Raw genomic sequence first — 23,936 nt, 5'->3', positions numbered from 1 at the left:
GCGACCCTACGTCGGTCAGAACGAGCGGTAGTCGCGCGGGGAGAACCGGGGCCCGAACCGGGGACGGCGGAACCCGGACGCCTCGATGTAGCGGACCGCGCGCTGGCGCTGCGGCACGTAGGGAGCGAGCACCTCGAGCATCCCCGCGTCGTCGAGGTCGTGCCCGAGCAGCGCCCAGCCGACGGTGTTGGGCACGTGGAAGTCGCCGAAGCTGACCGCGTCCGGGTCGCCCCAGGCGCGCTGGGCGATCTCCGCGGCCGTCCACACCCCGATGCCGCGGACCCGGCGCAGCAGCACCCGGCCCTGCTCCCCGCCCAGCTCGGCGGCCCGTTCCAGCCGGTGGGCGACGACGGCGGCGTGCAGGATCGCCGTCCGCCGGGCGTGGTCGACGCCGGCCCGGTGCCACTCCCACTCCGGCACCGCGCGGATCTGCCCGGGTGTCGGCGGCACCCGCATGCCGGCGGGCACCACCCCGGCCGGGCCCGGTGCGGGCGACCCGAACCGCCACGCGAGCTCGCGGAACGAGCGGTGCGCCTCGGTGCCGGTGACCTTCTGCTCCAGCACCGCGGGCAGCAGCGCGTCCCACACCCGGCCGGTGGAGCCCAGCCGCAGCCCGGGACGGCGCCGGTGCGCGTCGGCGACGAGCGGGTGGTGCGCCACGAAGGCCGACGGGTCGTCGTCGGCCCCCAGCAGCGACGGCAGCCGGTCGACCTCCCAGGCCGCGCCCGGCCCCCAGCCGGTCGCGCGCACGGTGCCGTGCGGACCGCCGTCGGCGCGGCGGCGGATCGCGACGGTGGCGGGGCCGGCCGGCGTCGTCGAGACCCGCCAGATCACGGCACCGTCGACGGCGGTGCGCCAGGTGGGGTCGCCGCGGCCGCGGCGCAGCGGGGCGAGGACGCCGTACAGGTCGAGCGGGAACGGCGGCCGCCATTCCCGGTCCACCACCACGGCGGCCGTGTCCACGCCCCCGATGGTCACACGTCGGGCGAGAACCGGACCCCGTGGGGCGGCAGCGTGACGTCCGGCCACACCCGCATGTTGTGCCGCAGCTCGCAGTGCGCGCCGATCACGGCCCGGTCGCCGACCACGGTGTCGCGGACGCTCGCGCCCTCCTCGACGACCGCACCGGCCCCGATCACCGAGTTCTCCACGACCGCGCCCGCCTGCACCATCGCGCCGTCGAACAGCATGGAGCCCTCGACCCGGGCGCCGGAGCCGATCCGGGCGCCACGGCCGACGGTCGTCCCGCCGAACACGAACGCGTCGGAGGCCACCTCGGCCCCCTCCAGCACCATCGACTCGCCGGTCGGCCCGGGCAGCGCCGCCGAGGGCGCGACCCCGCGGACCAGGTCCGCCGAGCCGTGCACCAGGTCGCCGGGGGTTCCCATGTCGCGCCAGTAGGCGACGTCGACGTGGCCCTGCACGTGCGCCCCGGAGGCGAGCAGGTCGGGAAACGTCTCACGCTCCACCGACACCGGCCTGCCCTCGGGGATGGTGTCGATGACCTCGCGGCGGAAGACGTAGCACCCGGCGTTGATCTGGTCGGTCGGCGGGTCCTCGGTCTTCTCGAGGAACTCCAGCACCCGGCCGGTCGGATCGGTGGGGACGCAGCCGAAGGCCCGCGGGTTCTGCACCCGCACCAGGTGCAGCGTGACGTCGGCACCGGTGCTGCGGTGGGTGTCGGCGACGGCGGTCAGGTCGGTGCCCGCCAGCACGTCGCCGTTGAAGATCATGACGTGCTCGGCGGAGAGCTTGCCGGCCACGTTGCGGATGCCCCCGCCGGTGCCCAGCGGCTCGGTCTCGGTGACGTAGGTGAGGTCCAGCCCCAGCGACGAGCCGTCGCCGAAGTGCTCCTCGAAGGTCTCGGCCAGGTAGCTCGTCCCCAGCACCGCCCGCCGGATGCCCGCCTCGCGGATCCGCGACAGCAGATGCGCCAGGAACGGCACCCCCGCCGTCGGCAGCATCGGCTTGGGCGCCGACAGGGTCAGTGGCCGCAGCCGGGTGCCCTTGCCCCCGACCAGCACGACCGCCTCGACGTCCTGCAACGCAGGTTCCCCCTCAGGTTCTTTCTTCTCGTTCGCGCTCAGCCGGTCCGCCGCAGCAGACCCGAGCGCACGGCCAGGCCGGCGCGCAGGGCCGCACGCAGCGGCGCGTGCACCGGACCGCGGTGGCGGTCGGCCAGGTAGCGGTAGGCGCTGCGGTGGTGCTCGGCGAGCATCCGTGCCGACACCTCCGGCTTGCCCGTGGACGCTCCGCCCACGTGTACGACATCGGCGCCGGGGACGTACACGTTTCGCCATCCGGCGAGACCGAGCCGCATCCCCAGGTCGACGTCCTCGAAGTACATGAAGTAGCGCGGGTCGAAACCGTCGACGGAGTCGAACGCGGTGCGCCGCAGGAGCAGGCACGACCCGGACAGCCAGCCGGCCGCGCGTTCCGTCAGGTCCTCCCGGCTGCGCCGGTAGGCCGCCGTCCAGGGATTGCCCGGCCAGACCGGGGCCAGCACGGCGTGCGCCGCCCCGGCCGTCAGCGACGGCACCTCGCGCGCCGAGGGGTAGACCTCGCCGGACGGCTCGCGGATCAGCGGGCCGAGCGACCCGGCCCGGGGGTGGCGACGGCCGGCGTCGAGCAGGATGTCCAGCGAACCGGCACCCCACTCCAGGTCCGGGTTGGCGACGACGACCCAGCCGTATCGGTCGGGCAGCGAGGCCACGCCGCGGTTGGCGGCGGCACCGTAGCCGACGTTCTCCCCGATCGGCAGGACCGTCACGTGGTCGCGCTCGCGGGCCGCGCGCTCGGGGGCGCCGTCGACGGATCCGTTGTCGGCCAGGACGACCGGCACGTCCGTGCGGGTCGTCGCGCCCCGCAGCGAGTCGAGGAAGGTGTCCAGCAGCGCGCCCGGCGAGTAGGTCACCGTGACGACGGCGACCCCGTCGCCGTAGGACCGTGCGTCGTCGGTCACGTGGCCTCCCCGTCCTTTTCGTCCACCCCGCGCATGTCCCGCAACCTAGTCAGCACGGGCACACCCGCGCCCGGCGGCTCCGTCCGGCACCGCCCGTTCGCGCCCGCGAAGATCACACTCCGTCACCGCGACCATGATCGCGATACCCTCACTCCAACGTTCGGACCGTCCCCGAGCAGCGACGACACGCCGTACCCGTGTGTCACCCTCAAGTCCCGACCCCCTACGACGACCGGGCGAGCAACCCGACACGCAGGCCTGTACGACCCACCGCGGGGGCCCGGATGCTGCACCCTGGTCCCCGACCGGGGTGTCCGGTCCCAGAGACGCACGAGCCGTGCTCGGGTTCACCGGACTCCCCCGTCCGGGTGAGACGCAGCGGCGCGGACGAGACGGACCCCGAGGGGAGCGAGCATGGGCGAGGGCTACCGGGACCGCTCCCGCCCGTCGGCCGCCGAGCGCGCCGCGGCGCGACGGTCCGGCCGCCCCGCCGCCCCCGGCGACCGGTCCCGCTCGCCCCGGGTCCGCCCGGACACCGGCGCCGCACGCGGACGCCCCGCGGGCTCCGCGGGCTGGAGCCGGGCCGGGACCGCGACCGGCCCCGACGAGCACCCCCCGTACCCGGCGCGGGGCGGGCGCACCGGCGGAGGACCGCCCCGGGCCCGCGGGCTGCTGGCCCGGCTGCGGGTCGCCGTCGCCGTGCTGTCGGCGCTGACGGTGCTGCTCACCGGCGCCGTGTGGACCTTCTACCGCGACGTCACCGGCGGCATCACCACGACGAACCTGCTGTTCGGCGGCTCCGCGGGCGGCGAGCAGAACATCCTGCTGGTCGGCGTGGACAGCCGTACCGACGCGCAGGGCAACCCGCTGCCGGCCGACGTCCTGGCCCAGCTGCGCAGCGGCGCCGAGTCCGGCGTCCTCAACTCCGACACGATCATCGTCGTGCACCTGCCCGCCGACGGCGGCAGCGCGACCGCGTTCTCCATCCCGCGCGACTCCGAGGTGTCGATCCCCGGGATCGGCCGCAACAAGATCAACGCCGCCTACCCGCAGACGAAGGCGGAGACCGCGTCCCGGTTGGTCGCCGAGGGCGTGCGCGACCCCCGGCAGATCGACCAGGACTCGTCGCAGGCCGGTCGGCAGGCCCTGATCGACACCGTGCAGGACCTCACCGGGCTGGCCATCGACCACTTCGCCGAGGTCAACCTGCTCGGCTTCTACAACCTCACCAACGCCGTCGGCGGCGTCGACGTCTGTCTCAAGGCCCCGGCCAGGGACGAGTTCTCCGGCGCCGACTTCCCCGCAGGCCCGCAGACGATCTCCGGTGCCGACGCGCTCGCGTTCGTCCGGCAGCGGCACGGGCTCGCCGGCGGGGACCTGTCGCGTATCAACCGTCAGCAGGTGTTCCTCGCCGCGGTCGCCAACAAGGTCCTGTCCTCGGGCACGCTCACCGACCCGACCAAGCTCGGAGCGCTCATCGAGGTGATCCAGCAGTCGGTCGTCATCGACAGCGGCTGGGACCTGCTCGGCTTCGCCCGCGAGGCGTCGTCGATCGCGGCCGGGAGGATGGACTTCCTGACCATCCCCACCGGCGGCCCGGAGACCACCCGCGGCAAGGACGTGCTGCTCGTCGACCCCGCCGAGGTCCGCGACTTCGTCGCCCACCACACCGACCCCGAGCCCGAGGAGGCGCCCGCGACCTCCACGGAGGCGGCGGCGCCGGTCGTGGCCGACGTGGCGAACGGGTCCGGGGTGACCGGGCTGGCCGCGCAGGTCGCCGACACCCTGGGCCGCACCGGGTTCACCCCCGGCGAGGTCGGCAACGCCCCGGACCGCACCACCTCGGTGGTCCGCTACAGCCAGGCCGACGGCGACGCCGCCGCCCGCCGGGTCGCCGAGGCGCTGGGTGGCATCGGCGTCGAGCAGTCCGACGCCGTCGCCCAGGGCCGGGTCCAGGTGCTGCTCGGCACCGACCGCGCGAACGGCGGCCGGTCGACCTCCGCGGCGGCCGCGCCCGCCGCCGCCCCGGCTCCCTCGACCCCGCCGATCACCGCGGGCGGGGTCCCCTGCATCGACTGACGTAGCGTTCCGGCGTGATGGACACCGTCTTCGGCTCCGGCCTGTTCCTCACCGACGCGCTGCTCGGCCCGGCGCTCGGCGCCGCCGCCCCGCGACCGCTGGTCACCCACTACGACGACGCGACCGGCGAGCGGACCGAGCTGTCCGGCACGACCACCGCGAACTGGACAGCGAAGGCGGCGAACCTGCTGCGCGACGAGGTCGACGTCGAGCCGGGCACCCGGGTCGCGGCGCTGCTGCCCGCGCACTGGCAGACCGTCGCCGCGCTGCTGGCCGTGTGGTCCTGCGGCGCGGAGCTGATCGGCGACCCGGCGGGCGCGGACGTCGTGCTCGCCGACGCGGCGCGGCTCGACGTGGCGCTCGCGGCCGGGGCGGGCACGGTCGTCGCGTTCTCGCTGGACTTCTTCGGCCGCGGCCTGGGCGACCTCCCCGGTGGCACCGTCGACTTCGCGACCGAGGTGCGGGTGCACGGCGACGAGTTCGTCCCGTGGGACCCGGTGGACGGCGCGGCCCCGGCCTGGGACGGCGCGAGCGGAGAGCAGGTCCTGGCCGCGGCCCGGGAGCGTGCGGACGCACTCGGCATCACCGCGGGCGCCCGGGTGCTGTCGAGCACCGGGTGGGACAGCGCGGACGGCCTGCGCGACGGGCTGCTCGCCGTCCTCGCGGCGGGGGCCTCGCTGGTCCAGACCGTGAACGCCGCCGAGGACCCGGCGACCCTCGACCGCCGCGCGGAGTCCGAGCGGGTCACCCTGCGCCTGGGGTGAGCGGCGACCCCGTGCGGGGGTCATGACACCCTGGTCGACCGTGACCCCCTCTGTGAGCGCCCGGGACGTCGACGACGCGGCGGCCCGGCTCCGCGCCGTCATCGGCCCGACCCCGCTGCAGCTCAACCCCCGCCTGTCCGACGCGCTCGGCGGCGAGGTCTGGGTCAAGCGCGAGGACCTGCAGCCGGTCCGTTCGTACAAGATCCGCGGCGCCTACAACCTCATCGCGCAGCTGCCCGAGGCCGACCGTCTCGCCGGCGTCGTCTGTGCCAGCGCCGGCAACCACGCCCAGGGCGTCGCGTTCGCCTGCCAGCGCCTCGGCGTGACCGGGCGGGTGTACCTGCCCGGCACGACCCCGCGCCAGAAGCGGGACCGGGTCGCGCGGCTGGGCCGCGACGCCGTCGAGGTGCGGGTGGTCGGCAACACCTACGACGAGGCCGCCGCGGCCGCCCGCGCCGACGCCGATTCCACCGGTGCCACCCAGGTGCCCGCCTTCGACGACCCGCGCACCGTCGCGGGCCAGGGCACGATCGCCCGCGAGATCGTCTCCCAGCTGGCCGACCCGCCGGATGTGCTGGTCGTGCCGGTCGGTGGCGGTGGACTGCTCGCCGGGGCCATCACCTACCTGCGCGAGCACGCGCCGTCGACCCGGATCGTGGGCGTCGAGCCCGCCGGGGCGGCGAGCATGGCGGCCGCGGTCGCCGCGGGCGAGCCGGTCGACCTGGGATCGCTGGACCCGTTCGTCGACGGCGCCGCCGTGCGCAAGGTCGGCGCGGCCACCTTCGACGTGGTGCGCGACGCGGGCGTGGAGTTGCTCGCGGTGCCCGAGGGCCGGATCTGCGTCGAGATGCTCGCGCTCTACCAGTCCGACGGGATCATCGCCGAGCCGGCGGGCGCGCTGTCCCCCGCGGCGCTGGACCGGCTCGACATCCCCCGCGACGCCACGACGGTCTGCCTGCTCTCGGGCGGCAACAACGATGTCTCCCGCTACGCCGACATCGTCGAGCGCGCCCTGGTCTTCGAGGGCCGCAAGCACTACTTCCTCGTCGAGTTCCCGCAGGAGCCGGGCGCGCTGCGCCGGTTCCTCGACGACGTCCTCGGCCCGGATGACGACATCACCCTGTTCGAGTACACCAAGCGCTCCAACCGGGAGACCGGCCCGGCCCTGGTCGGCATCGAGCTGGGTTCGCCGGACGACCTGCCCGCGCTGCTCAAGCGGATGCAGGAGGCTCCCCCGCACATCGAGCCGATCCCGCCGGACAGCCCGCTGTTCGGCTTCATCCTGTAGACGCCGCGCGCAACACGGCGGCAATCCGGGCCGCCTACCGTGCACGACCGTGCCCGAGATGATGTTCGACGTCCGCTGGCCGGACGGCACCGAGGTCAGCTACTACTCGCCGTCGCTGGTGGTGACCGAACACCTGGACACCGGCACGACCTACCCGGTGGCCGAGTTCGTCACGCGCAGCCGCACCTGCATGGAGATCGCCGACGCGCGGGTGCGGGCGAAGTACGGGTTCGGCTGCGCGCAGTCGGCGCGGACGATCGCGCTCATCGACGCGGCCGCGGGCCGGTTCGCCCCGACCGACGAGGTGCGGGTGGAGGGCTTCCGCCGCTGACGCCGCCGGGTCCTGCGGTGATGCGGCGGCCGCGGCGCGGCGTCACGCGGCGGCCGGGCGCCGCCGCAGCACCAGGTGCAGCGCCACCCCGGCGAGCAGCCCCCAGAACGCCCCGCCGATCCCGGCGATCGTGACCCCGGCCGCCGAGACCAGGAACGCGGCGGCCGCGGGCACCCGCGCGACGGCCGGATCCGGCGTCGGGTCGGCGACGGCGAGGGCCCCGGCGAGCGCGGCACCGAACGTCCCGAGCAGGGCGAGCCCCGCGACGGACTCCACGACCCCGGGCGGCGCGGCCGCGACCAGGGCGGCCATCGTCGTCGCGAGCGGGGCCAGCAGCAGGCAGGCGACGCCGTTGGCCTGGCAGGCGACCCAGCGTCGCGCCGGGTCCGGGTGGGACTCGGGCGAGGCGGGCAGCGCCGCGGTGATCGCGGCCAGGTTGATCGCGTGCGCACCGGCCGGGGCCCCGAGGACCGTCCCGGCGCCGGTGAGCACCATCGCGTGGCGCCAGGGGACGGGGTAGCCCGCCGCGGCGAGCACCGCGACGCCGGGCACGTTCTGCGAGGCCATCGTGACCACCCAGAGCGGCAGCGCGACCCCCACCAGGGCCGCGACCGAGAAGGCCGGGACGGTGAGGGTGATCTCCGGCGGGCGCAGCCACGACCAGCCGTCGGCGAGAACGACGACGATCACCAGGGCCAGCCCGAACGCGGCCGGGGACGCCCAGCGCGGCGCGAACCGCGACAGGACGACCCACAGGACCACGATCGGCGCCACCAGCAGCGGCCGCTCGACCAGCGCACGGACCGGCGCCAGGCACAGCGGCAGGAGCACACCGGCCAGCATCGCCTGCGCGATCGGCGCCGGGATCGCGCCGACGAGCCGCCCGAGCGGGCGCACGAGCCCGGTCGCGACGATGAGGAGACCGCCGACGACGAACGCGCCGACCACGGCGGGCCACCCACCCGCGACGGCTCCGGTGGAGGCCAGCAACGCCGCGCCGGGGGTGGACCAGGCGACCGTCAGCGGGCGGCGGAACCGGCGGGACAGCCAGATCGTCGCCACCCCCATCAGCGCGGTGAGCACCACCAGCCCGGACGCGGCCTGCGCCGGGTCGGCACCGGCCGCCGTCAGCCCGGCGAGGACGACGGCGAACGAGCTGGTCACCCCGATCACCGCGGAGACGACACCGACCGACACCGGTTGCGCCCAGGAACGATCCACGGCCTCACCCTAACCGCATCGTTCTGTAAACAGAACCCACCCCGGGCGGTAAGCAGGATGTTCTGCAGCCGATACACGGGGCGCCGCCGACCCGACCAAAGATGACCGAACCGTGTCGTCCGGAAAACAGGCGGTGACGTCCGGCCCGGCGATCTTGGAACGGGCACCGGCGGCGCCCCATCCTGCGTGGGCCGCCGCACCCGTCGGGCGCGGCTCTACCGGAAGGCCCGTCTCATGAAGCTGCCCGTCGCTCTGGCCCTGGTGATCGGCGTCGCCGGGGCGGTGATCGCCTACCTCTACCTCGGTCCGCTCTCCGGGCTCGGCCTGTTCGTACCGGCGACGTTCCTGGGTGCCGCGACGTTCTTCGCGGCGGGCGGTGACCGGCCCGCGCTGGTCACCGCCCTCGCCACGAACATCTGGGGGATCGTCACCGGCACCGTCATGCTGGTCCTGGCCGGGCTCACCACGAACCCCGCCCTGCTGGGCCTGATCATCGGCGGGATGACCGCGGTGTTCATCCTCGGTGCGCTCGTGCCGCAGCTCGGGTTCGTGCCCGGCTCGGTCGTCGGGTTCGCCACCACGGCGGCGTTCGGCCTGCTCAGCGGGGCGTCGGGCACCGACTTCTCGCTGCCCACCGGCCCGTTCACGGTGATGCTGCTGTCGTTCGTGGTCGGCTCGGTCGTGCTGGGCTACGGCTGCAGCCTGGTCGTCGGCCGCCTGACCGCCCGCACCGCGGCACCCGCCGCGGCCTGACCGGCGGCGGCGCCCGGTGCGACTGGTGACCACCGGCGAGGCCGCGACCAGACTGGCCCTGAGCCCGCGGGCACTGCACCGCTGGGCCAGGGCCGGCCTGGTGACACCGGCCTTCCGGGAGCCGGACGGCCGTGACCTCTGGGACCTCGACGATCTCCGGGACCAGGTCACGGCGCTCCCGGCACGCTTCTCCGCGGCGACCGCGGTGCGCGACCCCGGGACACCCGGTCCCCCACGTCGCCCGGGCACCCCGTCCGGGTAGCGCGGCCGAGTGGCCCGGCCCGAGTGGCCCGGCCCGAGTGGCCCGGCCCGAGTGGCCCGGCCCGAGTGGCCCGGCCCGAGTGGCCCGGCCCGAGTGGCCCGGCCCGAGTGGCCCGGCCCGAGTGGCCCGGCCCGGGTGGCCCGGCCGAGTGGTTCGGCCCGGGTGGCGCGGGCACGGGGCCCTGCGGCCGACCCGGCCCCGGCTACAGTCGCCCGGTGGACGACGGGGCGCTGCGGACGGCCGTCGGCGCACGGCTGCGGACGGCCCGGACCGCACGCGGTCTGTCCCTCGGAGCGCTCGCGGAGCAGGCGGGGATCGGCAAGGGCTCGCTGTCGGAGATCGAGAACGGCAGCCGCAACCCCACCCTCTCCACCCTCTATGCGCTCGCGGACACCCTGGGCGTACCGCTGTCGCGGCTGCTCGCCGACCACCCCGGGGCCGAGGTCGCCGGCCCCGGTATCACCGCGCGCCTGCTGGAGACGGCCACCGACCACCACGGCACCGTCGAGGTGTACGCCCTGGCCCTCGTCCCGGAGGCGGTGCACGTGTCCCCCGGGCACGGTCCGGGGGTGGTGGAGCACCTGCTCGTCACCCGCGGTGCCGTCCGGGCCGGACGCAGCGGGCGCGAGGCCGACCTCGGCACCGGCGAGACCACCCGCTGGCCCGCCGACGGCGAGCACACCTACACCGCCCTCGCCGGGGCACCGGCCGCGGCTGTGCTCGTCATCCGCACCCCGCCGCGTCCATGATCACCAGCACCTGGGCGCGGTCCGCGCGGCCCCGTACCGCGCTCATGCACTGATCGTCAGGCCGCCGCGTCCCACCAGGCGAGCACCCGGGTGGCGTACAGGGTCAGCCACGGCGACGGCTCCCCCGGCGGCACGTCCACCTCGAACCACATCTCACCCGGGTCGCGGACGCCCTGGACCCAGCGCCCGTCCGGCCGTCGCGACGCGCGCAGCGCCACGACGGCGTCAGCGAGCCGCGGGTCGGGCGGGACCCCGTCGAGCGCGGCGGCGAGGCGGAAGTACTCCGTGCCGCGCAACACGTCGTGCCGCCAGCGCAACGGGTAGGCGAGCTCGGCCGGGTCCCGTTCGAGCGCCACCGGCTCGCCGGTCGAGAGCCGGTACAGCAGACCGCGGGTGAGCAGGTACTCCTCACCCGACCGGCGGGCGGCCCGCGTCGCGGCGGTGCCACCGGTGGCCCGCTCGTGGGCGAGCAGCCCGTACAGCGCGTTCAGCGTGGAGTGGAACGACGACCGCTGCGCGCCGTCCACCCAGAAGCAGTTCCAGCCGCCGTCGGCGAGCCGGTGCTCGGCGAACCACGCGGCGAGGGCGTCCATGTCGCGGCCGAGCCACAGTCCGTTGGCAACGGTGAACGCGTTGATGCAGACGTCGACCTCACCGTCCCAGTAGGGCAGGTCGTCGTACTCCCAGCGGCACGACTCGAGCTTCTCCGCCGTGCCCGCCAGCGCCGCCGGGTCCAGGCCCCACTCGCGCAGCGCGTTCAGCGACCAGGTGGTCGCCGCCCACGGCTGCCCCTCCACCGTGGACGGTGCGGCCGGGAAGTACGCCCCGTTCGCCCAGGTGCCGTCGGAGTGCTGGCGGGCGAGCAGCCGCGCGCCCATCCCCTCGGCCGCGACGCGGGCGCGGGTGGCCTCCCACACCTCGGGAGGCGCACCCGCCAGGTCGCGCTCGACCTGCCAGCGCAACGCCGGGTCGGTGTCGAGCAGCCGGTCGAGCAGTGCGCGGTCCACGACGGCCCCGTCCATGGGGCGTCAGGGTGTCACTTGAGCAGGGAACGCGCCATCACCATGCGCTGGATCTGGTTGGTGCCCTCGTAGATCTGCGTGATCTTCGCGTCGCGCATCATGCGCTCGGCCGGGAAGTCGCGGGTGTAGCCCGCGCCGCCGAGCAGCTGGACGGCGTCGGTGGTCACCTGCATCGCGGTGTCGGAGGCGAAGCACTTGGCGGCCGACGAGATGAAGCCCAGGTCGGGCTCGTTGCGCTCGGCCCGCGAGGCGGCGACGTAGCAGAGCTGCCGCGCGGCCTCGACCTTCATCGCCATGTCGGCGAGCATGAACTGCAGGCCCTGGAACTCGGCCAGGTGCTTGCCGAACTGCTTGCGTTCCTTCATGTACTGCGTCGCGACGTCGAGCGCGCCCTGCGCGATGCCGACGGCCTGCGCACCGATGGTCGGGCGGGTGTGGTCCAGCGTGCGCAGCGCGGTCTTGAAGCCGGTGCCCTCGGCGCCGATGATCCGGTCGGCCGGGATGCGGCAGTCCTCGAAGTGGATCTCGCGGGTCGGCGAGCCGTGGATGCCGAGCTTGCGCTCCTTGGTGCCGACGACGAAGCCCGGGTCGTCGGAGTGGACCACGAACGCCGAGATCCCGTTGGCCTTCTTCTCCGGGTCGGTGACGGCCATGACCGTGTACCAGGTCGACTCGCCGGCGTTGGTGATCCAGCACTTGGTGCCGTTGAGGACCCACTCGTCGCCGTCGCGGCGGGCGCGGGTCTTCATCGACGCGGCGTCGGAGCCCGCCTCCCGCTCGGAGAGGGCGTAGCTGACCATCGCCTCGCCCGCGGCGACCGAGGGCAGGACCTGCTTCTTCAGCTCGTCCGAGGCGGACAGCAGGATCGGGGTGAGCCCGAGGCCGTTCACCCCGGGGATCAGCGACGACGACGCGCAGACCCGCGCGACCTCCTCGATCACGATGCAGCCCGCGAGCTCGTCGGCGCCCTGGCCGCCGTACTCCTCGGGGATGATCACGGCCTGGAAACCGGCCTTGACCAGCGCGTCGCGCGCCTCGACGGGGTACCGGCCCTGTTCGTCGACGTCGGCGGCGTGCGGGGCGATCTCCTTCTCCGCCAGGTCCCGGACCGCCTCGCGGAGGGCCGTGTGCTCGTCGCTGAGCCGGTAGCTGTCGAACTCGCTGTTCATGCCGACCATGCTAACGGCACTCCGTGCCACATGTCACGGGACCTTGCTACCCTCCGTGCCATGACGACCAGCACGCGGCGCGGGCGTTCCCCCGAGGGGCGGGCCGAGGTGCGGCGGGAGCTGGTGGGGGCGGCCGCGCGGCTGTTCACCGAACGCGGCTACGACGACACGACCGTCGACGACATCGCCGCCGCCGCGGGCGTCGGGCGCCGCACCTTCTTCCGCTACTTCCGCGGCAAGGAGGACGCGCTGTCCCCCGACCACGAGCGCGGTCTGGCCCGGATCGGCGAGGTGTTCGCCGGCGCGCACCCCGACGAGCCCCTGCCGTCACTGGCACTGCGTGCCGCGGAGACGGTGTTCGAGCTCTACACCGAGGACCCGGAGGTCGCCCGGCTGCGCTTCGCGCTCGTCGGCTCGGTTCCGGCGCTGCGCGACCGCGAGGCCGCGTCGGTGCACCACTACCGACGGCTGTTCACCCGCGAGCTCACCGCCCGGCTGGGCGACCTTCCGGACGGCGAGCTGCGGGCCGCGGTGACGGCGGCGGCGCTGGTCGCCGCGCACAACCAGGCGCTGCGCCGGTGGCTGGTCGAGGGCGCGCGCGACGCCGACCTGCCCGGCGCCGTCGACCACTTCCGCCGGGTCGCGCCGATGCTGCCGCTGGAGGACGCGGGCGAGCCTGCCACGGCACCCGACCTGGAGGACGTGACCCGGCGTCTGGAGCGCGCGGCACGGACCCTGGAACGGGAGTCGACCCGACGCACGGGGTGAGCCCGGCCCCGGGGCGTCCGGCCCCGGACATGCGTGATCCCCGGGCCGCACCAGGGTGCGTCACCGAACCGGACAGAGTTCGGACCCGGGGATCACGGGTGACCGTCGGGAACTCGCCGGCACCACACCGGCTTCCACGACCGCCTCTCCGACGGGTTCTCCCCGCCGGAGCAGAACGTGGTGCTAGCTGACGGCCACCTCACGTGTCCTGCTGTAGCTCATCTGCTGGACCACCTCCTCTCCCGTGTACCGACACCGTACGCACGGGATCGAGCGGTGCGCCACCGGAAAATCGCGGCCCGGTCCTCAGCCCTCGCGGGCTGCCACGCGCAGCGCCGCGTCCTTGTCCAGGACGCTGCGCTCGAGGTCGGCCTGGAACTCCACCATGGCCTGCCGGAGCCGCTCGTCGCCGGCGCCGAGGATGCGCACCGCGAGCAGTCCGGCGTTGCGGGCGTTGCCGACCGCGACGGTCGCCACCGGCACGCCGGCGGGCATCTGCACGATCGACAGCAGCGAGTCCAGGCCGTCGAGGTACTTCAGCGGCACGGGCACGCCGATGACCGGCAGCGGCGTCGCGGCGGCGACCATCCCGGGCAGGTGCGCGGCACCACCGGCCCCGGCGACGATCGCCTGCAGGCCGCGGTCGGCGGCCGACGCGGCGTAGTCGAGCATCCGCTGCGGGGTGCGGTGGGCGGAGTAGACGCCCACCTCCCACGGCACGCCGAACTCGTCGAGCGCGGCGCCCGCGGCGCCCATCACCGGCCAGTCGGAGTCGCTGCCCATGATCACGCCCACGCGCGGGGAGCCGGTCTGCGTCATCGAGGTCCTTCCGGGGAGTGCGGGGAGCGGGGATCGCCGGTGTGGGCGGACCAGCCGTCCGCCCAGGTCGCGGTGGCCAGCCAGCCCGCGGCGAGCTCCGCGCGGGTGCGCACGTCGGCCTCGTCGCGGCCGAGGACCGTGACGTGGCCGATCTTGCGGGCCGGGCGGCCGTCCTTGGCGTAGAGGTGCACCTTCGCCTCGGGGAAGCGCGCGAAGCAGTGGTGCAGCCGCTCGTCCATGCCCATCGCGGGCTCCTGCGCCGCACCGAGCACGTTCGCCATCACCGCGACCGGGGCGACCGGGGCGGTGGAGCCGAGCGGGTAGTCCAGCACCGCGCGCAGGTGCTGCTCGAACTGCGAGGTGACCGAGCCCTCGATCGTCCAGTGCCCGGAGTTGTGCGGGCGCATCGCCAGCTCGTTCACGACGACCTCGCCGGGCGCGGTCTCGAACAGCTCGACCGTCATCAGCCCGACGACGCCGAGCTCGGCCGCGATCCGCAGCGCCAGTTCCTGGATCCGGGCGGCGTGGTCCGGGTCGAGCCCGGGGGCGGGCGAGGTGACCCGGGCGCACTGGCCGTCGACCTGCAGGGTCTCGACGACCGGCCACGCGGCGGCCTGGCCGAAGGGCGAGCGGGCGACGCTCGCGGCCAGCTCGCGGGTCATCGGGACCGCGGACTCGACGAGCAGCGGGGTGCCGGCGTCGAGCAGGTCGGCGACCAGCCGGTCGGTGTCGTCGCCGCCGGCGCGCAGGAACCAGACACCGCGGCCGTCGTAGCCGCCGCGGGTGGCCTTGAGCACGACGGGCCAGCCGTGCCCGGCCCCGAACGCGGCGACGTCGCCGGGCGCGGACACCTCGGCGAACGCGGGCACCGGCAGGCCCATCTCCGACAGCCGTCGTCGCATCACCAGCTTGTCCTGCGCGTGCACGAGCGCCGACGGCGGCGGCCGCAGCGGCAGCCCGGCCTCGGCGAGCGGGACCAGCACCTCCTGCGGGACACCCTCGTGGTCGAATGTGACCGCCGAGCAGCCCGTCGCGAGCTCCCGCAGCGCGGCGGCGTCGTCGGGGTCGCCGATGACGACGTCCGGCGTCACCCGGGCCGCCGGATCGTCCGGCGACGCGGCCAGCACCCGCAGGGTCTGCCCCAGCGCGACGGCGGCCTGGGCGGTCATCCGGGCCAGCTGGCCACCGCCGACCATGCCGACGACGGGCAAGGCGGCCTTCTGCACGTCAACCCTCTCCACGAGACCGGGAGCCTAATCTGGCACGATCGATCCCGTGACGGTGGTGGAGGCGACGCTCGCCAGGATCCCCCAGCCGTACCGCGACAAGGCGATCAAACACCGCGAGCTGATCAAGTTCCTGATGGTCGGTGGCAGCACCTGGGTCATCGACACGGTGGTGTTCCTGGTGCTGAAGGCCACGGTGCTGGCCGACAAGCCGGTGACCGCCAAGGTGATCGCGGTGCTGGTGGCGACGATGGTGTCCTACGTGCTGAACCGCGAGTGGTCCTTCCGGACCCGCGGCGGGCGCGAGCGGCACCACGAGGCCCTCCTGTTCTTCGTGATCAGCGGGGTCGGGGTCGGGGTGTACTCGGCGCCGCTGTGGGTCTCTCGCTACGTCTTCGAGCTGCAGGTGCCGTTCGTCTCGCTGGTCGCCCAGGAGTCCGCGGACTTCGTGGCCGGGCAGATCGTCGGCACCCTGGTCGGGATGGCCTTCCGCTGGTGGGCGTTCCGCCGGTTCGTGTGGCCGGACCAGTTCGTGCGACGCCAGCCCCCGCCGGCCACCGAGGACTGAGCGACCGGGCCACCGGCTACCGCGGGCCGGTGCGGTCGGGCACCGGGGCCGCCGCGGCGACGTCGTCGGTGCGGGCCGCGGGCAGGTACAGCCGGAACACCGGCGGCCGGGCCCGGGACAGCTCCAGCCTGCCGCCGTCGGCCTCGACCAACGTCCGGGCCAGCGCCAGCCCCAGCCCGGTCGAGGACTGCGCCGAGATGCCCCGGTCGAACACGTGCGGCACCAGGTCCTCCGGCACCCCGGGCCCGGTGTCGGACACCTCCACCAGCAGCGCGTTCTCCCCGGTGCGCGCGGAGATCGTCACCGGGCCGTCACCGTGCTGCAGCGCGTTGTCGACGAGCACCCCGATCGCCTCGCGCAGCCGTGCCGCGGTCACCCGGGCGAGCAGCCCCTCGGGCACCCGCACCTTGAGCGACCGGCCGGCCGCGGTGAGCGGGCCGCGCCACTCCCGCTCGGCGTCGGCGACGGCCTCGGCCAGGTCGACCGGTTCCGCCCCGACCGCCCGCGCGGCACGCGCGGACTCCAGCAGGTCGTCGAGGACGGCGGTGAGCCGCTCGGTCTGCTCCAGCGCCGCGTTGGCCTCGCGGCGGGCGTCCGGGTCGGGGTGGCAGGCCAGCTCGTCCAGACGCAGCTGCAGCGCGGTGATCCGGCTGCGCAGCTGGTGGGACACGTCCCCGACCAGCGACCGCTCGCGGTGCAGCAGCTGGGACAGCGCCGTGGCCGAGGAGTCCAGGACCTCCGAGACGCGGTCGAGCTCGGCGATGTCGTACCGGGCCGGGGACCGGCGGAAGTCGCCCGCACCGAGGCGGGCGGCGCGGGCCGCGAGGTCGCGCAGCGGGTCGGACAGCCGGCGCGCGGTGTATACCGCGACCCCGGTGCCGACGGTGACGGAGAACCCCACCAGCAGCACGACGACGGCCACCACCTGGGTCTGCTGGGAACGCATCACCGAGGTCGGCTGGGACAGCTCCATGATCCCGCCGGGCCCGAACGGCAGCGACTCGGTCACCGGGTCGTCGACCCGGTCCACGCCGTAGACGATCGGGGCGGAGTCCGGCGGCACGACGACCAGCCGGGAGTTCGGCGGGATCGCCGCCTCCACCAGCCGTTGCGACTGCTGCCCGGTGCCGTACTCCTCGACGGTCTCGGTGACCTGCTCGAGGCGCTGGGTCAGCTCGGCACGGGTGAAGTCCTCGACGAGCTGCCAGGTCGCGAGCGCGAGCGGGCCGCCCAGGAACAGCGCGGTCAGCGCCACCGTCAGCAGGGTGGAGATCAGGATCCGGCGGCGCACGGCGACCTCAGTCCGAGTTGTACCGGAAGCCGACGCCGCGGACGGTGGCGATCCGCTTCTCGCCGCCGATCTTGCGGCGCAGCCACGACATGTGCATGTCCAGGGTCTTCGACGACTTCATGTCCGCGTCGCCCCAGACCGCGTGCAGGATCTCCTCGCGCGTCACGACCTGGCCGGCGTGGATCATCAGCACCCGCAGCAGCTCGAACTCCTTGTTGGCCAGGGAGATCTCGTCGCCGTCGAGCAGGACGCGGCGGCCGGACAGCTCCATCCGCAGGCCGTCCACCTCGACGACGTCCTGGGTGCGGCGGCGCAGCAGCGCCCGCACCCGGGCCAGCAGCTCGGCCAGCCGGAACGGCTTGGACACGTAGTCGTCGGCGCCGGCGTCGAGCCCCACGACGAAGTCGACCTCGTCGGTACGGGCGGTGAGCATGAGGACGGGCAGGTCCGGCAGGGTCGCGCGGACCCGCCGGCAGACCTCCAGGCCGTCCATGCCGGGCAGCCCCAGGTCGAGCACGAGCAGGTCGACCTGCGCACGGGTGACCCGGTCGACGGCGCCGACCCCGTCGGCGACGACGTCGACGTCGTACCCCTCGCGCTGCAGGGCCCGCGACAGCGGCTCGGCGATGGCCGCGTCGTCCTCGGCCAGAACCACGGTGGTCATTTCACCGAGCATAGGGCTCCGGGCCCCGGGCACGGTGGCGGTGCGAGCTGGCATGCTCGCCCAACGTGAACCCCGAGCGATGCGTGCCCGCCGAACCCGGTGATCTGGATCTCGCCCTGCGCCTGGCGGACCTCGCCGACGCGATCACGCTGCCCCGTTTCCGGGCCGCCGACCTGCGGGTGGAGCGCAAGCCGGACCGCACCCCGGTGACCGACGCCGACACCGCAGCCGAGGACGCGATCCGCGCCGCGCTGGGCCACGAGCGCCCCGGCGACGCGATCCTCGGGGAGGAGCGCGGCGGGTCCACCGACACCGCACACGGCCGCGGCTGGGTGATCGACCCGATCGACGGGACGAAGAACTTCTCCCGCGGGGTGCCTGCGTGGGCGACGCTGATCGCGCTCGTCGTCGACGGCGTGCCGACGGTGGGTGTGGTGAGCGCGCCGGCGCTGCACCGCCGCTGGTGGGGCTCGGCGGGGGCCGGGGCCTGGGCGCGTGACCTGCCGTCGGGGACGCCGAAGCGGATCGCGGTGTCGGGGGTGGCCGACGTCGCCGACGCCTACGTCTCGACCACCAACACCGAGACCTTCCGCACCGACCCGTCCCCGGCGTCGCGGGAGGGCTGGATCGCGCTGACCGAGGCCTGCTGGGAGTCCCGCGCGTTCGGCGACTTCTGGCAGCACGTGCTCGTCGCCGAGGGGGTCGTCGACGTCGCGGTGGAACCCGCCGCGAACCCGTGGGACCTGGCGGCGCCGGCCGCCGTCGTCGCCGAGGCGGGCGGGCGGCTGACCGACCTCGCCGGGAACCCGACCTGGTCCGGCGGGCACGGCCTGACCAGCAACGGTCTGCTGCACGACGCCGTGCTGGGGGTGCTGCGTGGCTGAGCTGTACTTCGACGACCTGACCCCGGGCACCGTCGTCGACCTCGGTGCGACCGTGGTCGACCGCGACGAGATGGTCGCGTTCTCGGCCCGCTTCGACCCGCAGCCGTTCCACCTGCACGAGGCCGAGGGCGAGCGGGTGTTCGGCGGTCTGGCCGCGTCCGGCTGGTTCACCGCGAGCCTGTGGATGCGCGCCTACGTCGACGCCGTGCTGTCCCGCGCGGCGTCGCTCGGCTCCCCCGGCGGCGACGAGATCGCCTGGCCGGCACCGGTGTTCGCGGGCGACGAGCTGCACGCGGAGATGGAGGTCCTCGAGGCCCGCGTCTCGCGCAGCCGCCCGTCGATGGGCCTGATCACGCTGCGCGGGACGCTGACCCGCACCGGCGACGGCGCGGTCGTGTACCGGTCCCGGTTCACCGGCATGTTCGAGGTCAGGCCGACAGCGCCGTGACCACCCGCGACGGCGACGGCCGTCCCAGGTGCCCGGCCATCCACACGCTCGTGTCGACCAGCTTCCGCAGGTCGGCGCCGTGGTCGACGCCGAGCCCGTCGAGCATCCACACCAGGTCCTCGGTGGCGAGGTTGCCGGTCGCGGACCCGGCGTAGGGGCAGCCGCCCAGGCCGCCCGCGCTGGCGTCGACGGTGGTCACGCCGTACCGCAGCGCGGCCAGGGTGTTGGACAGCGCCTGGCCGTAGGTGTCGTGGAAGTGCACCGCGAGCCGCTCGACGCCGACCCCGCGGGCGACGCAGGCGTCGAGCACCGCGCCGACGTGCGCCGGGGTGGCGACGCCGATCGTGTCGCCGAGGGAGAGCTGGTCGCAGCCCATCTCCATCAGCCGCGCCCCGACGGCGGCGGCCTGGTCCGGGTCGACGCCGCCCTCCCACGGGTCGCCGAACACCATCGACACGTAGGCCCGCACCCGCAGACCCTCGGACACCGCGCGGGTCACGGTCGGCTCGAACATCGCGAACTGCTCGTCGAGCGTGCGGTTCAGGTTCCGCTTCGCGAACGTCTCGGTGGCCGAGGCGAACACCGCGACGTGGTCGCAGCCGGCGTCGATCGCGCGCTGCAGCCCGCGCTCGTTCGGGGTGAGGACGGGGTAGTCGAGCCCGGCGCGGCGGTCGAGCACGGCGAGCAGGTCGGCGGCGTCGGCGAGCTGGGGCACCCACGCCGGGTGCACGAAGCTGGTCGCCTCCAGCGTGCGCAGGCCCGCGTCGGCGAGCCGGTCGAGGAACTCGGCCTTCACCGCGACCGGGACGACGGTCTTCTCGTTCTGCAGCCCGTCGCGGGGGCCGACCTCGTAGATCTCGACGCGCTCCGGGAGCGCGGGGTCGCGCACCGTCGTGGGAAGACCGTTGCTCACAGGGACGCCCTCTCTCGCTGCGGTGCGGGAACCTCCATCCTGCCCCGCACGGCCGCGTCGGCGTGACCACGGCGGGCCGTGTGCTCGCTCTCCTTCTCGTTGCTGCGGCGCCGCTCGGCGAGCAGACCGATCTCCCGGTGCAGCCGGGCCTGGACCCGTTCCACGCCCGCGACGTCGGTGAACCGCAGCCGCTCCCCGGCGACGTCGAGCAGCAGGGTGCCGCAGCCGAACAGCCGTCCCCCGGCGCCGGTCCGGACGCGGACCGAGTCGATGCGGTCGATCGGCACGTCGAGGCCGTCGCGGACGAGCAGGCCCTCCCGGACGAGGAACCGCCGGTCGGTGACGACCAGCAGGGTGGCGCGCCAGCGCGCGATCGGCAGCAGCGTGAACCGCACCGCGACGAGCGCGGCGAGCACCCCGAGCACGAGCCAGGCCCACGGCGCCCACGGCTGCAGCCGGACCACGGCGGCCCCGAACCCGGCGACGGCGCTGACCCCGACGAGCACCGCGGCCGGGCGCAGAGCCAGCCGCCAGTGCGGGTGCCCGACCAGCACGACGTGCTCGCCCTCGTCGAGAACCCGGTCCAGAGCCCGGTCCAGAGCCCGGTCCAGAGCGCTGTCGGGGAACGCCATAGCCCCACGGTAGGGCGCCGGGCGCCCACCGCCCACGCGACGCGCGGGCGCTGCGTCGCAGGTCAGCGCAGTGGGTGACTCAGGACTGGTCGGCCGCGCGCAGATGGACGATGTCCCCGGCCGCCACCGCGACGCGGGCCCCGTCGTCCGGGTGGACCAGCAGCCGGCCCTGCGGGTCGACGTCCTCGGCCGTCCCGACGAGGTGGTCCCCGGCCGGGCGCTCCACCCGCACCCGCGAGCCGAGGCTGGCGCAGGCCGAGCGGTAGTCGCGGCGCAGGCCGCAGGCGTCGGCGTCGCCGCGGGCGTCGCGCCACTGCGCCTCGCGCCGGTACAGGTGTCCCAGCAGCGCGGTCGCGGTCTCGGCGCGGGTCGCGGTGAACCCGTGCGCGGCCAGCGAGGTCGCGCCCCACGGCAGGTCGGTGGCCGGGGTCGAGATGTTGAGCCCGATGCCCAGGACGATCCCCGGTCCGCCGCCGGAGACCGCGGTCATCTCGGCGAGGATCCCTGCGGCCTTGCCCCGCGCCGGCCCGACCAGCAGGTCGTTGGGCCACTTCAGGGCCACCGGCACGTCCGGGGCGAGCTCGGTGATCGCGTCGGCCAGCGCGACGCCCGCGAGCATCGGCAGCCAGCCCAGCCGGTCGGCGGGCACGCCCTCGGGGCGCCACAGCACCGACATCGTCAGCGCCGCCCCGGGCCGCGAGATCCAGGTCCGGTCGAGGCGGCCGCGGCCGCGCACCTGGTCCTCGGCGATCAGCACCGAGCGGTCCGGCGCACCGCGCCCGGCCTCGGCCAGAAGGTCGGCGTTCGTGGATCCGGTGGAGGCGACGACGTCGAGCGCCGTCCAGCCCCCCGCGGGACGGAGCACGGCCGTCCGCAGGGCGTACGGGTCCAGCGGGGTCCCGTCGCCGTGATTCGTCCCGGTCGTCATCACCGCGCACCGTAACGGCCCCGCGACGCGCCGGGGACCGCGGAGGGTGAACGGATCGGTAACGGTGTCGGCGGGACGGCCACCCGGTCGGCTGCGTCGGACGTCACGCCCGGGCCGAACCTACTTGCGGGTTAAGCTCCGGCCTCATGAGCGCCGCAACGGAGCCGATGGCGACCCCGGACAGTGGTGGGGCAGAGCCGGACATCCACACCACGGCGGGCAAGCTCGCCGATCTCTACCAGCGTTTCGAGGACGCGGTCCACGCCGGTTCGGCGTCCGCGGTCGAGAAGCAGCACGCGAAGGGGCGGCAGACCGCCCGTGAGCGGATCGACCAGCTGCTCGACCCGGGCTCGTTCGTCGAGCTGGACGCGCTGACCCGGCACCGCTCGACGAACTTCGGGATGGACGCCAAGCGCCCGTTCGGCGACGGCGTCGTGACCGGCACCGGCACGATCGACGGCCGCCCGGTCGCCGTGTTCTCCCAGGACGCGACCGTCTTCGGCGGCGCGCTCGGCGAGGTCTACGGCGAGAAGATCGTCAAGGTCATGGACGTGGCCGCGAAGATCGGCTGCCCGGTCGTCGGCATCAACGACGGCGGCGGCGCCCGCATCCAGGAGGGCGTGGTCGCGCTCGGCCTCTACGGCGAGATCTTCACCCGCAACGTCCAGAGCTCGGGCGTGATCCCGCAGATCTCGCTGATCATGGGCCCGTGCGCGGGCGGTGCGGTCTACTCCCCCGCGATCACCGACTTCACCGTGATGGTCGACGAGACCAGCCACATGTTCATCACCGGCCCGGACGTCATCAAGACCGTCACCGGCGAGGACGTCGACATGGAGGAGCTCGGCGGCGGCCGGGCCCACAACACCAAGTCCGGTGTGGCGCACTACCTGGCGGGCGACGAGGCCGACGCGCTCGACTACGTCAAGCAGCTGCTGAGCTTCCTGCCGTCGAACAACCTGTCCGAGGCGCCGTCGTTCCCGGCCACCGAGCCCGTCGAGGGGTCGATCGAGGACGGGATCATCGACTCCGACCGCGAGCTCGACACCCTGATCCCGGACTCGGCGAACACGCCCTACGACATCCGCGAGGTCATCAACCGGGTCGTCGACGACGAGGACTTCCTCGAGGTCCAGGAGCTCTGGGCGCCGAACATCGTGATCGGCTACGCCCGCGTCGAGGGCCGCAGCGTCGGCATCGTCGCGAACCAGCCGACCCAGTTCGCCGGCTGCCTGGACATCGACGCCTCGGAGAAGGCCGCCCGCTTCGTGCGGACCTGCGACGCGTTCAACATCCCGGTGCTGACCTTCGTCGACGTGCCGGGCTTCCTGCCGGGCACCGAGCAGGAGTGGAACGGCATCATCCGCCGCGGCGCGAAGCTGATCTACGCCTACGCCGAGGCGACCGTCCCGAAGGTCACCGTCATCACCCGCAAGGCCTACGGCGGCGCCTACGACGTCATGGGCTCCAAGCACCTCGGCGCCGACGTCAACATCGCCTGGCCGACCGCGCAGATCGCGGTCACCGGCGCGCAGGGCGCGGTGTCGATCCTCTACCGCAAGGAGCTCAAGGGCCTGGAGGGCGACGAGCTCGCCGCCAGGCGCGCGGAGCTGCAGCAGGACTACGAGGACACCCTCTGCAACCCCTACATCGCCGCCGACCGGGGCTACATCGACGCGGTCGTGCCGCCGTCGCACACCCGCGGCTACGTCGGCCGGGCGCTGCGGATGCTGTCCACCAAGCGGGAGCAGGGCCCGACCCGCAAGCACGGGAACATCCCGCTCTGATGGCCGCCGAGGAGTCCACCGAGCAGACCCCGGAGGAGCGCCGCGCGCTGTTCCGGGTGGTGCGCGGCACCCCGGACGACCGCGAGCTCGCGGCACTGGCCGCGGTGGTCGCCGCGGCGGCGAGCGCCGGTGGGCCACCCGCCCCGCCGCGGACGCCGGACCTGTGGTCGCACCCCGCGGCCCAGCTGCGCGCACCGCTGCACGCGGGCCCGGGCGCCTGGCGCGCCTCCGGCCTCCCCCGCTGACCTCGTAGGTACCACCGACCGGCGCCCGGTACCCGGCACACCACGTGCCCGGGGCCGGGCGTCGTCGCGTCCGGCCACGGGGGTGCCGGTCCACCCGGGGGTGGAGGGTGCGAGTCCACCCGGGATCGACCCCGGCGCCGACGCGACGACCGGGCCCGCGGGG

The 23,936-nt window shown here is 74.7% G+C and carries 26 protein-coding genes; 13 read left to right on the top strand and 13 right to left on the bottom strand.

The window, feature by feature from the left end; genetic code table 11:
* Nucleotides 1–15 precede the first annotated feature (15 nt).
* From DMP15_RS07255 to DMP15_RS07245, 3 genes are read right to left on the bottom strand one after another with little or no spacing between them, the layout of a single operon-like run.
* The gene (locus DMP15_RS07255; RefSeq protein WP_301548999.1) at nt 16–963 is read right to left on the bottom strand and encodes a DNA-3-methyladenine glycosylase family protein; all 948 of its coding nucleotides are present in this window, start codon (nt 961–963) and stop codon (nt 16–18) included.
* An 11-nt stretch (nt 964–974) separates the two neighbouring features.
* Entirely contained in the window at nt 975–2,045 is a 1,071-nt protein-coding gene (locus tag DMP15_RS07250) for a sugar phosphate nucleotidyltransferase (protein ID WP_073576351.1), read from the bottom strand.
* A gap of 38 nt (nt 2,046–2,083) precedes the next feature.
* The gene (locus DMP15_RS07245) at nt 2,084–2,962 is read right to left on the bottom strand and encodes a glycosyltransferase family 2 protein (protein WP_073576352.1); all 879 of its coding nucleotides are present in this window, start codon (nt 2,960–2,962) and stop codon (nt 2,084–2,086) included.
* Nucleotides 2,963–3,376: 414 nt separating this feature from the next.
* On the opposite strand from DMP15_RS07245, the gene DMP15_RS07240 reads away from it, so the two are divergent.
* The 4 genes from DMP15_RS07240 to DMP15_RS07225 are packed head-to-tail and all read left to right on the top strand — an operon-like array spanning nt 3,377 to nt 7,424.
* Nucleotides 3,377–5,041, top strand: coding sequence for an LCP family protein (locus DMP15_RS07240; protein WP_083658764.1), 1,665 nt, complete (start codon nt 3,377–3,379; stop codon nt 5,039–5,041).
* 17 nt (nt 5,042–5,058) lie between these two features.
* Nucleotides 5,059–5,805 (top strand): TIGR03089 family protein, encoded by a 747-nt coding sequence (locus DMP15_RS07235; RefSeq protein WP_083658765.1) that lies wholly within the window; start codon nt 5,059–5,061, stop codon nt 5,803–5,805.
* A gap of 22 nt (nt 5,806–5,827) precedes the next feature.
* The gene (gene ilvA / locus DMP15_RS07230) at nt 5,828–7,093 is read left to right on the top strand and encodes a threonine ammonia-lyase IlvA (RefSeq protein WP_073576353.1); all 1,266 of its coding nucleotides are present in this window, start codon (nt 5,828–5,830) and stop codon (nt 7,091–7,093) included.
* 58 nt (nt 7,094–7,151) lie between these two features.
* Entirely contained in the window at nt 7,152–7,424 is a 273-nt protein-coding gene (locus DMP15_RS07225) for an MSMEG_0570 family nitrogen starvation response protein (protein ID WP_202416400.1), read from the top strand.
* Between the two features lie 42 nt (nt 7,425–7,466).
* Here DMP15_RS07225 and DMP15_RS07220 read toward each other — a convergent pair whose 3' ends face one another.
* Nucleotides 7,467–8,645 (bottom strand): benzoate/H(+) symporter BenE family transporter, encoded by a 1,179-nt coding sequence (locus DMP15_RS07220; protein WP_100878675.1) that lies wholly within the window; start codon nt 8,643–8,645, stop codon nt 7,467–7,469.
* Between the two features lie 234 nt (nt 8,646–8,879).
* Here DMP15_RS07220 and DMP15_RS07215 point away from each other — a divergent pair, with 234 nt between their 5' ends.
* From DMP15_RS07215 to DMP15_RS07205, 3 genes are all read left to right on the top strand, one after another.
* A complete protein-coding gene (locus DMP15_RS07215; RefSeq protein ID WP_337825566.1) occupies nt 8,880–9,398 on the top strand; it encodes a DUF1097 domain-containing protein in 519 nt (172 codons plus the stop codon).
* A gap of 25 nt (nt 9,399–9,423) precedes the next feature.
* Nucleotides 9,424–9,660, top strand: a complete 237-nt coding sequence (locus DMP15_RS07210) for a MerR family DNA-binding transcriptional regulator (RefSeq protein WP_073576356.1) — start codon at nt 9,424–9,426, stop codon at nt 9,658–9,660.
* A 215-nt stretch (nt 9,661–9,875) separates the two neighbouring features.
* Nucleotides 9,876–10,409, top strand: a complete 534-nt coding sequence (locus DMP15_RS07205; protein WP_337825565.1) for a helix-turn-helix domain-containing protein — start codon at nt 9,876–9,878, stop codon at nt 10,407–10,409.
* A 56-nt stretch (nt 10,410–10,465) separates the two neighbouring features.
* Here DMP15_RS07205 and DMP15_RS07200 read toward each other — a convergent pair whose 3' ends face one another.
* Both DMP15_RS07200 and DMP15_RS07195 read right to left on the bottom strand, forming a co-directional pair.
* Nucleotides 10,466–11,431, bottom strand: coding sequence for a squalene cyclase (locus DMP15_RS07200; RefSeq protein ID WP_337825564.1), 966 nt, complete (start codon nt 11,429–11,431; stop codon nt 10,466–10,468).
* 14 nt (nt 11,432–11,445) lie between these two features.
* Nucleotides 11,446–12,600: an acyl-CoA dehydrogenase gene (locus tag DMP15_RS07195; protein ID WP_073576837.1), complete on the bottom strand. Its 1,155-nt coding sequence runs from the start codon at nt 12,598–12,600 to the stop codon at nt 11,446–11,448.
* 60 nt (nt 12,601–12,660) lie between these two features.
* On the opposite strand from DMP15_RS07195, the gene DMP15_RS07190 reads away from it, so the two are divergent.
* The gene (locus DMP15_RS07190; protein ID WP_073576359.1) at nt 12,661–13,368 is read left to right on the top strand and encodes a TetR family transcriptional regulator; all 708 of its coding nucleotides are present in this window, start codon (nt 12,661–12,663) and stop codon (nt 13,366–13,368) included.
* 306 nt (nt 13,369–13,674) lie between these two features.
* Here DMP15_RS07190 and purE read toward each other — a convergent pair whose 3' ends face one another.
* Nucleotides 13,675–14,187 carry a 5-(carboxyamino)imidazole ribonucleotide mutase gene (gene purE / locus DMP15_RS07185; protein WP_073576360.1) on the bottom strand — a complete coding sequence of 171 codons (513 nt, stop codon included), beginning with the start codon at nt 14,185–14,187 and terminating at the stop codon, nt 13,675–13,677.
* Nucleotides 14,184–15,428: a 5-(carboxyamino)imidazole ribonucleotide synthase gene (locus DMP15_RS07180; RefSeq protein WP_073576361.1), complete on the bottom strand. Its 1,245-nt coding sequence runs from the start codon at nt 15,426–15,428 to the stop codon at nt 14,184–14,186. Before DMP15_RS07180 ends, purE begins: the two co-directional genes overlap by 4 nt.
* A gap of 34 nt (nt 15,429–15,462) precedes the next feature.
* On the opposite strand from DMP15_RS07180, the gene DMP15_RS07175 reads away from it, so the two are divergent.
* Nucleotides 15,463–15,981 carry a GtrA family protein gene (locus DMP15_RS07175; protein ID WP_073576362.1) on the top strand — a complete coding sequence of 173 codons (519 nt, stop codon included), beginning with the start codon at nt 15,463–15,465 and terminating at the stop codon, nt 15,979–15,981.
* A 16-nt stretch (nt 15,982–15,997) separates the two neighbouring features.
* Here the strand turns inward: DMP15_RS07175 and DMP15_RS07170 are convergent, their stop codons facing one another.
* Together DMP15_RS07170 and DMP15_RS07165 are read right to left on the bottom strand one after the other, a co-directional pair.
* Nucleotides 15,998–17,272, bottom strand: a complete 1,275-nt coding sequence (locus DMP15_RS07170; RefSeq protein ID WP_073576363.1) for a sensor histidine kinase — start codon at nt 17,270–17,272, stop codon at nt 15,998–16,000.
* A 7-nt stretch (nt 17,273–17,279) separates the two neighbouring features.
* Nucleotides 17,280–17,936 (bottom strand): response regulator transcription factor, encoded by a 657-nt coding sequence (locus DMP15_RS07165; RefSeq protein WP_062397592.1) that lies wholly within the window; start codon nt 17,934–17,936, stop codon nt 17,280–17,282.
* 65 nt (nt 17,937–18,001) lie between these two features.
* Between DMP15_RS07165 and DMP15_RS07160 the strand changes: the two genes are divergently transcribed.
* Both DMP15_RS07160 and DMP15_RS07155 read left to right on the top strand, forming a co-directional pair.
* A complete protein-coding gene (locus DMP15_RS07160) occupies nt 18,002–18,820 on the top strand; it encodes an inositol monophosphatase family protein (RefSeq protein ID WP_051050249.1) in 819 nt (272 codons plus the stop codon).
* Nucleotides 18,813–19,268, top strand: a complete 456-nt coding sequence (locus DMP15_RS07155) for a MaoC/PaaZ C-terminal domain-containing protein (protein WP_337825563.1) — start codon at nt 18,813–18,815, stop codon at nt 19,266–19,268. The genes DMP15_RS07160 and DMP15_RS07155 overlap by 8 nt, the downstream gene beginning before the upstream one ends.
* Here the strand turns inward: DMP15_RS07155 and DMP15_RS07150 are convergent.
* The 3 genes from DMP15_RS07150 to DMP15_RS07140 form a co-directional block, all read right to left on the bottom strand.
* Nucleotides 19,249–20,181 carry a hydroxymethylglutaryl-CoA lyase gene (locus DMP15_RS07150; RefSeq protein ID WP_073576366.1) on the bottom strand — a complete coding sequence of 311 codons (933 nt, stop codon included), beginning with the start codon at nt 20,179–20,181 and terminating at the stop codon, nt 19,249–19,251. The genes DMP15_RS07155 and DMP15_RS07150 overlap by 20 nt on opposite strands.
* Nucleotides 20,178–20,813: a PH domain-containing protein gene (locus DMP15_RS07145; protein WP_337825562.1), complete on the bottom strand. Its 636-nt coding sequence runs from the start codon at nt 20,811–20,813 to the stop codon at nt 20,178–20,180. Before DMP15_RS07145 ends, DMP15_RS07150 begins: the two co-directional genes overlap by 4 nt.
* 79 nt (nt 20,814–20,892) lie before the next feature.
* Complete coding sequence (locus tag DMP15_RS07140) at nt 20,893–21,741, bottom strand: biotin--[acetyl-CoA-carboxylase] ligase (protein WP_073576368.1); 849 nt, start codon at nt 21,739–21,741, stop codon at nt 20,893–20,895.
* Between the two features lie 146 nt (nt 21,742–21,887).
* Here DMP15_RS07140 and DMP15_RS07135 point away from each other — a divergent pair, with 146 nt between their 5' ends.
* Together DMP15_RS07135 and DMP15_RS07130 are read left to right on the top strand one after the other, a co-directional pair.
* Nucleotides 21,888–23,528 carry an acyl-CoA carboxylase subunit beta gene (locus DMP15_RS07135; protein WP_073576369.1) on the top strand — a complete coding sequence of 547 codons (1,641 nt, stop codon included), beginning with the start codon at nt 21,888–21,890 and terminating at the stop codon, nt 23,526–23,528.
* On the top strand, nt 23,528–23,773 hold the full coding sequence (locus DMP15_RS07130; RefSeq protein ID WP_073576370.1) for an acyl-CoA carboxylase epsilon subunit: 246 nt from the start codon (nt 23,528–23,530) through the stop codon (nt 23,771–23,773). The genes DMP15_RS07135 and DMP15_RS07130 overlap by 1 nt, the downstream gene beginning before the upstream one ends.
* Nucleotides 23,774–23,936 lie beyond the last annotated feature (163 nt).

This window comes from Pseudonocardia sp. UM4_GMWB1 (assembly GCF_017312155.1).
In the GTDB taxonomy this organism is placed as follows: Bacteria; Actinomycetota; Actinomycetes; order Mycobacteriales; family Pseudonocardiaceae; genus Pseudonocardia; species Pseudonocardia alni.
This window is presented reverse-complemented; position numbering and strand designations above follow the sequence as displayed.

Bases quoted from the DNA above. Each gene is read 5' to 3' on its own strand.
- DMP15_RS07215 (WP_337825566.1), top strand. From the start codon at position 8,880: ATGAAGCTGCCCGTCGCTCTGGCCCTGGTGATCGGCGTCGCCGGGGCG.
- DMP15_RS07235 (WP_083658765.1), top strand. From the start codon at position 5,059: ATGGACACCGTCTTCGGCTCCGGCCTGTTCCTCACCGACGCGCTGCTC.
- DMP15_RS07145 (WP_337825562.1), bottom strand. From the start codon at position 20,813: ATGGCGTTCCCCGACAGCGCTCTGGACCGGGCTCTGGACCGGGCTCTG.
- DMP15_RS07195 (WP_073576837.1), bottom strand. From the start codon at position 12,600: ATGAACAGCGAGTTCGACAGCTACCGGCTCAGCGACGAGCACACGGCC.
- DMP15_RS07190 (WP_073576359.1), top strand. From the start codon at position 12,661: ATGACGACCAGCACGCGGCGCGGGCGTTCCCCCGAGGGGCGGGCCGAG.
- purE (WP_073576360.1), bottom strand. From the start codon at position 14,187: ATGACGCAGACCGGCTCCCCGCGCGTGGGCGTGATCATGGGCAGCGAC.
- DMP15_RS07200 (WP_337825564.1), bottom strand. From the start codon at position 11,431: ATGGACGGGGCCGTCGTGGACCGCGCACTGCTCGACCGGCTGCTCGAC.
- ilvA (WP_073576353.1), top strand. From the start codon at position 5,828: ATGACACCCTGGTCGACCGTGACCCCCTCTGTGAGCGCCCGGGACGTC.
- DMP15_RS07240 (WP_083658764.1), top strand. From the start codon at position 3,377: ATGGGCGAGGGCTACCGGGACCGCTCCCGCCCGTCGGCCGCCGAGCGC.
- DMP15_RS07130 (WP_073576370.1), top strand. From the start codon at position 23,528: ATGGCCGCCGAGGAGTCCACCGAGCAGACCCCGGAGGAGCGCCGCGCG.
- DMP15_RS07225 (WP_202416400.1), top strand. From the start codon at position 7,152: ATGATGTTCGACGTCCGCTGGCCGGACGGCACCGAGGTCAGCTACTAC.
- DMP15_RS07165 (WP_062397592.1), bottom strand. From the start codon at position 17,936: ATGACCACCGTGGTTCTGGCCGAGGACGACGCGGCCATCGCCGAGCCG.
- DMP15_RS07140 (WP_073576368.1), bottom strand. From the start codon at position 21,741: ATGACGACCGGGACGAATCACGGCGACGGGACCCCGCTGGACCCGTAC.
- DMP15_RS07135 (WP_073576369.1), top strand. From the start codon at position 21,888: ATGAGCGCCGCAACGGAGCCGATGGCGACCCCGGACAGTGGTGGGGCA.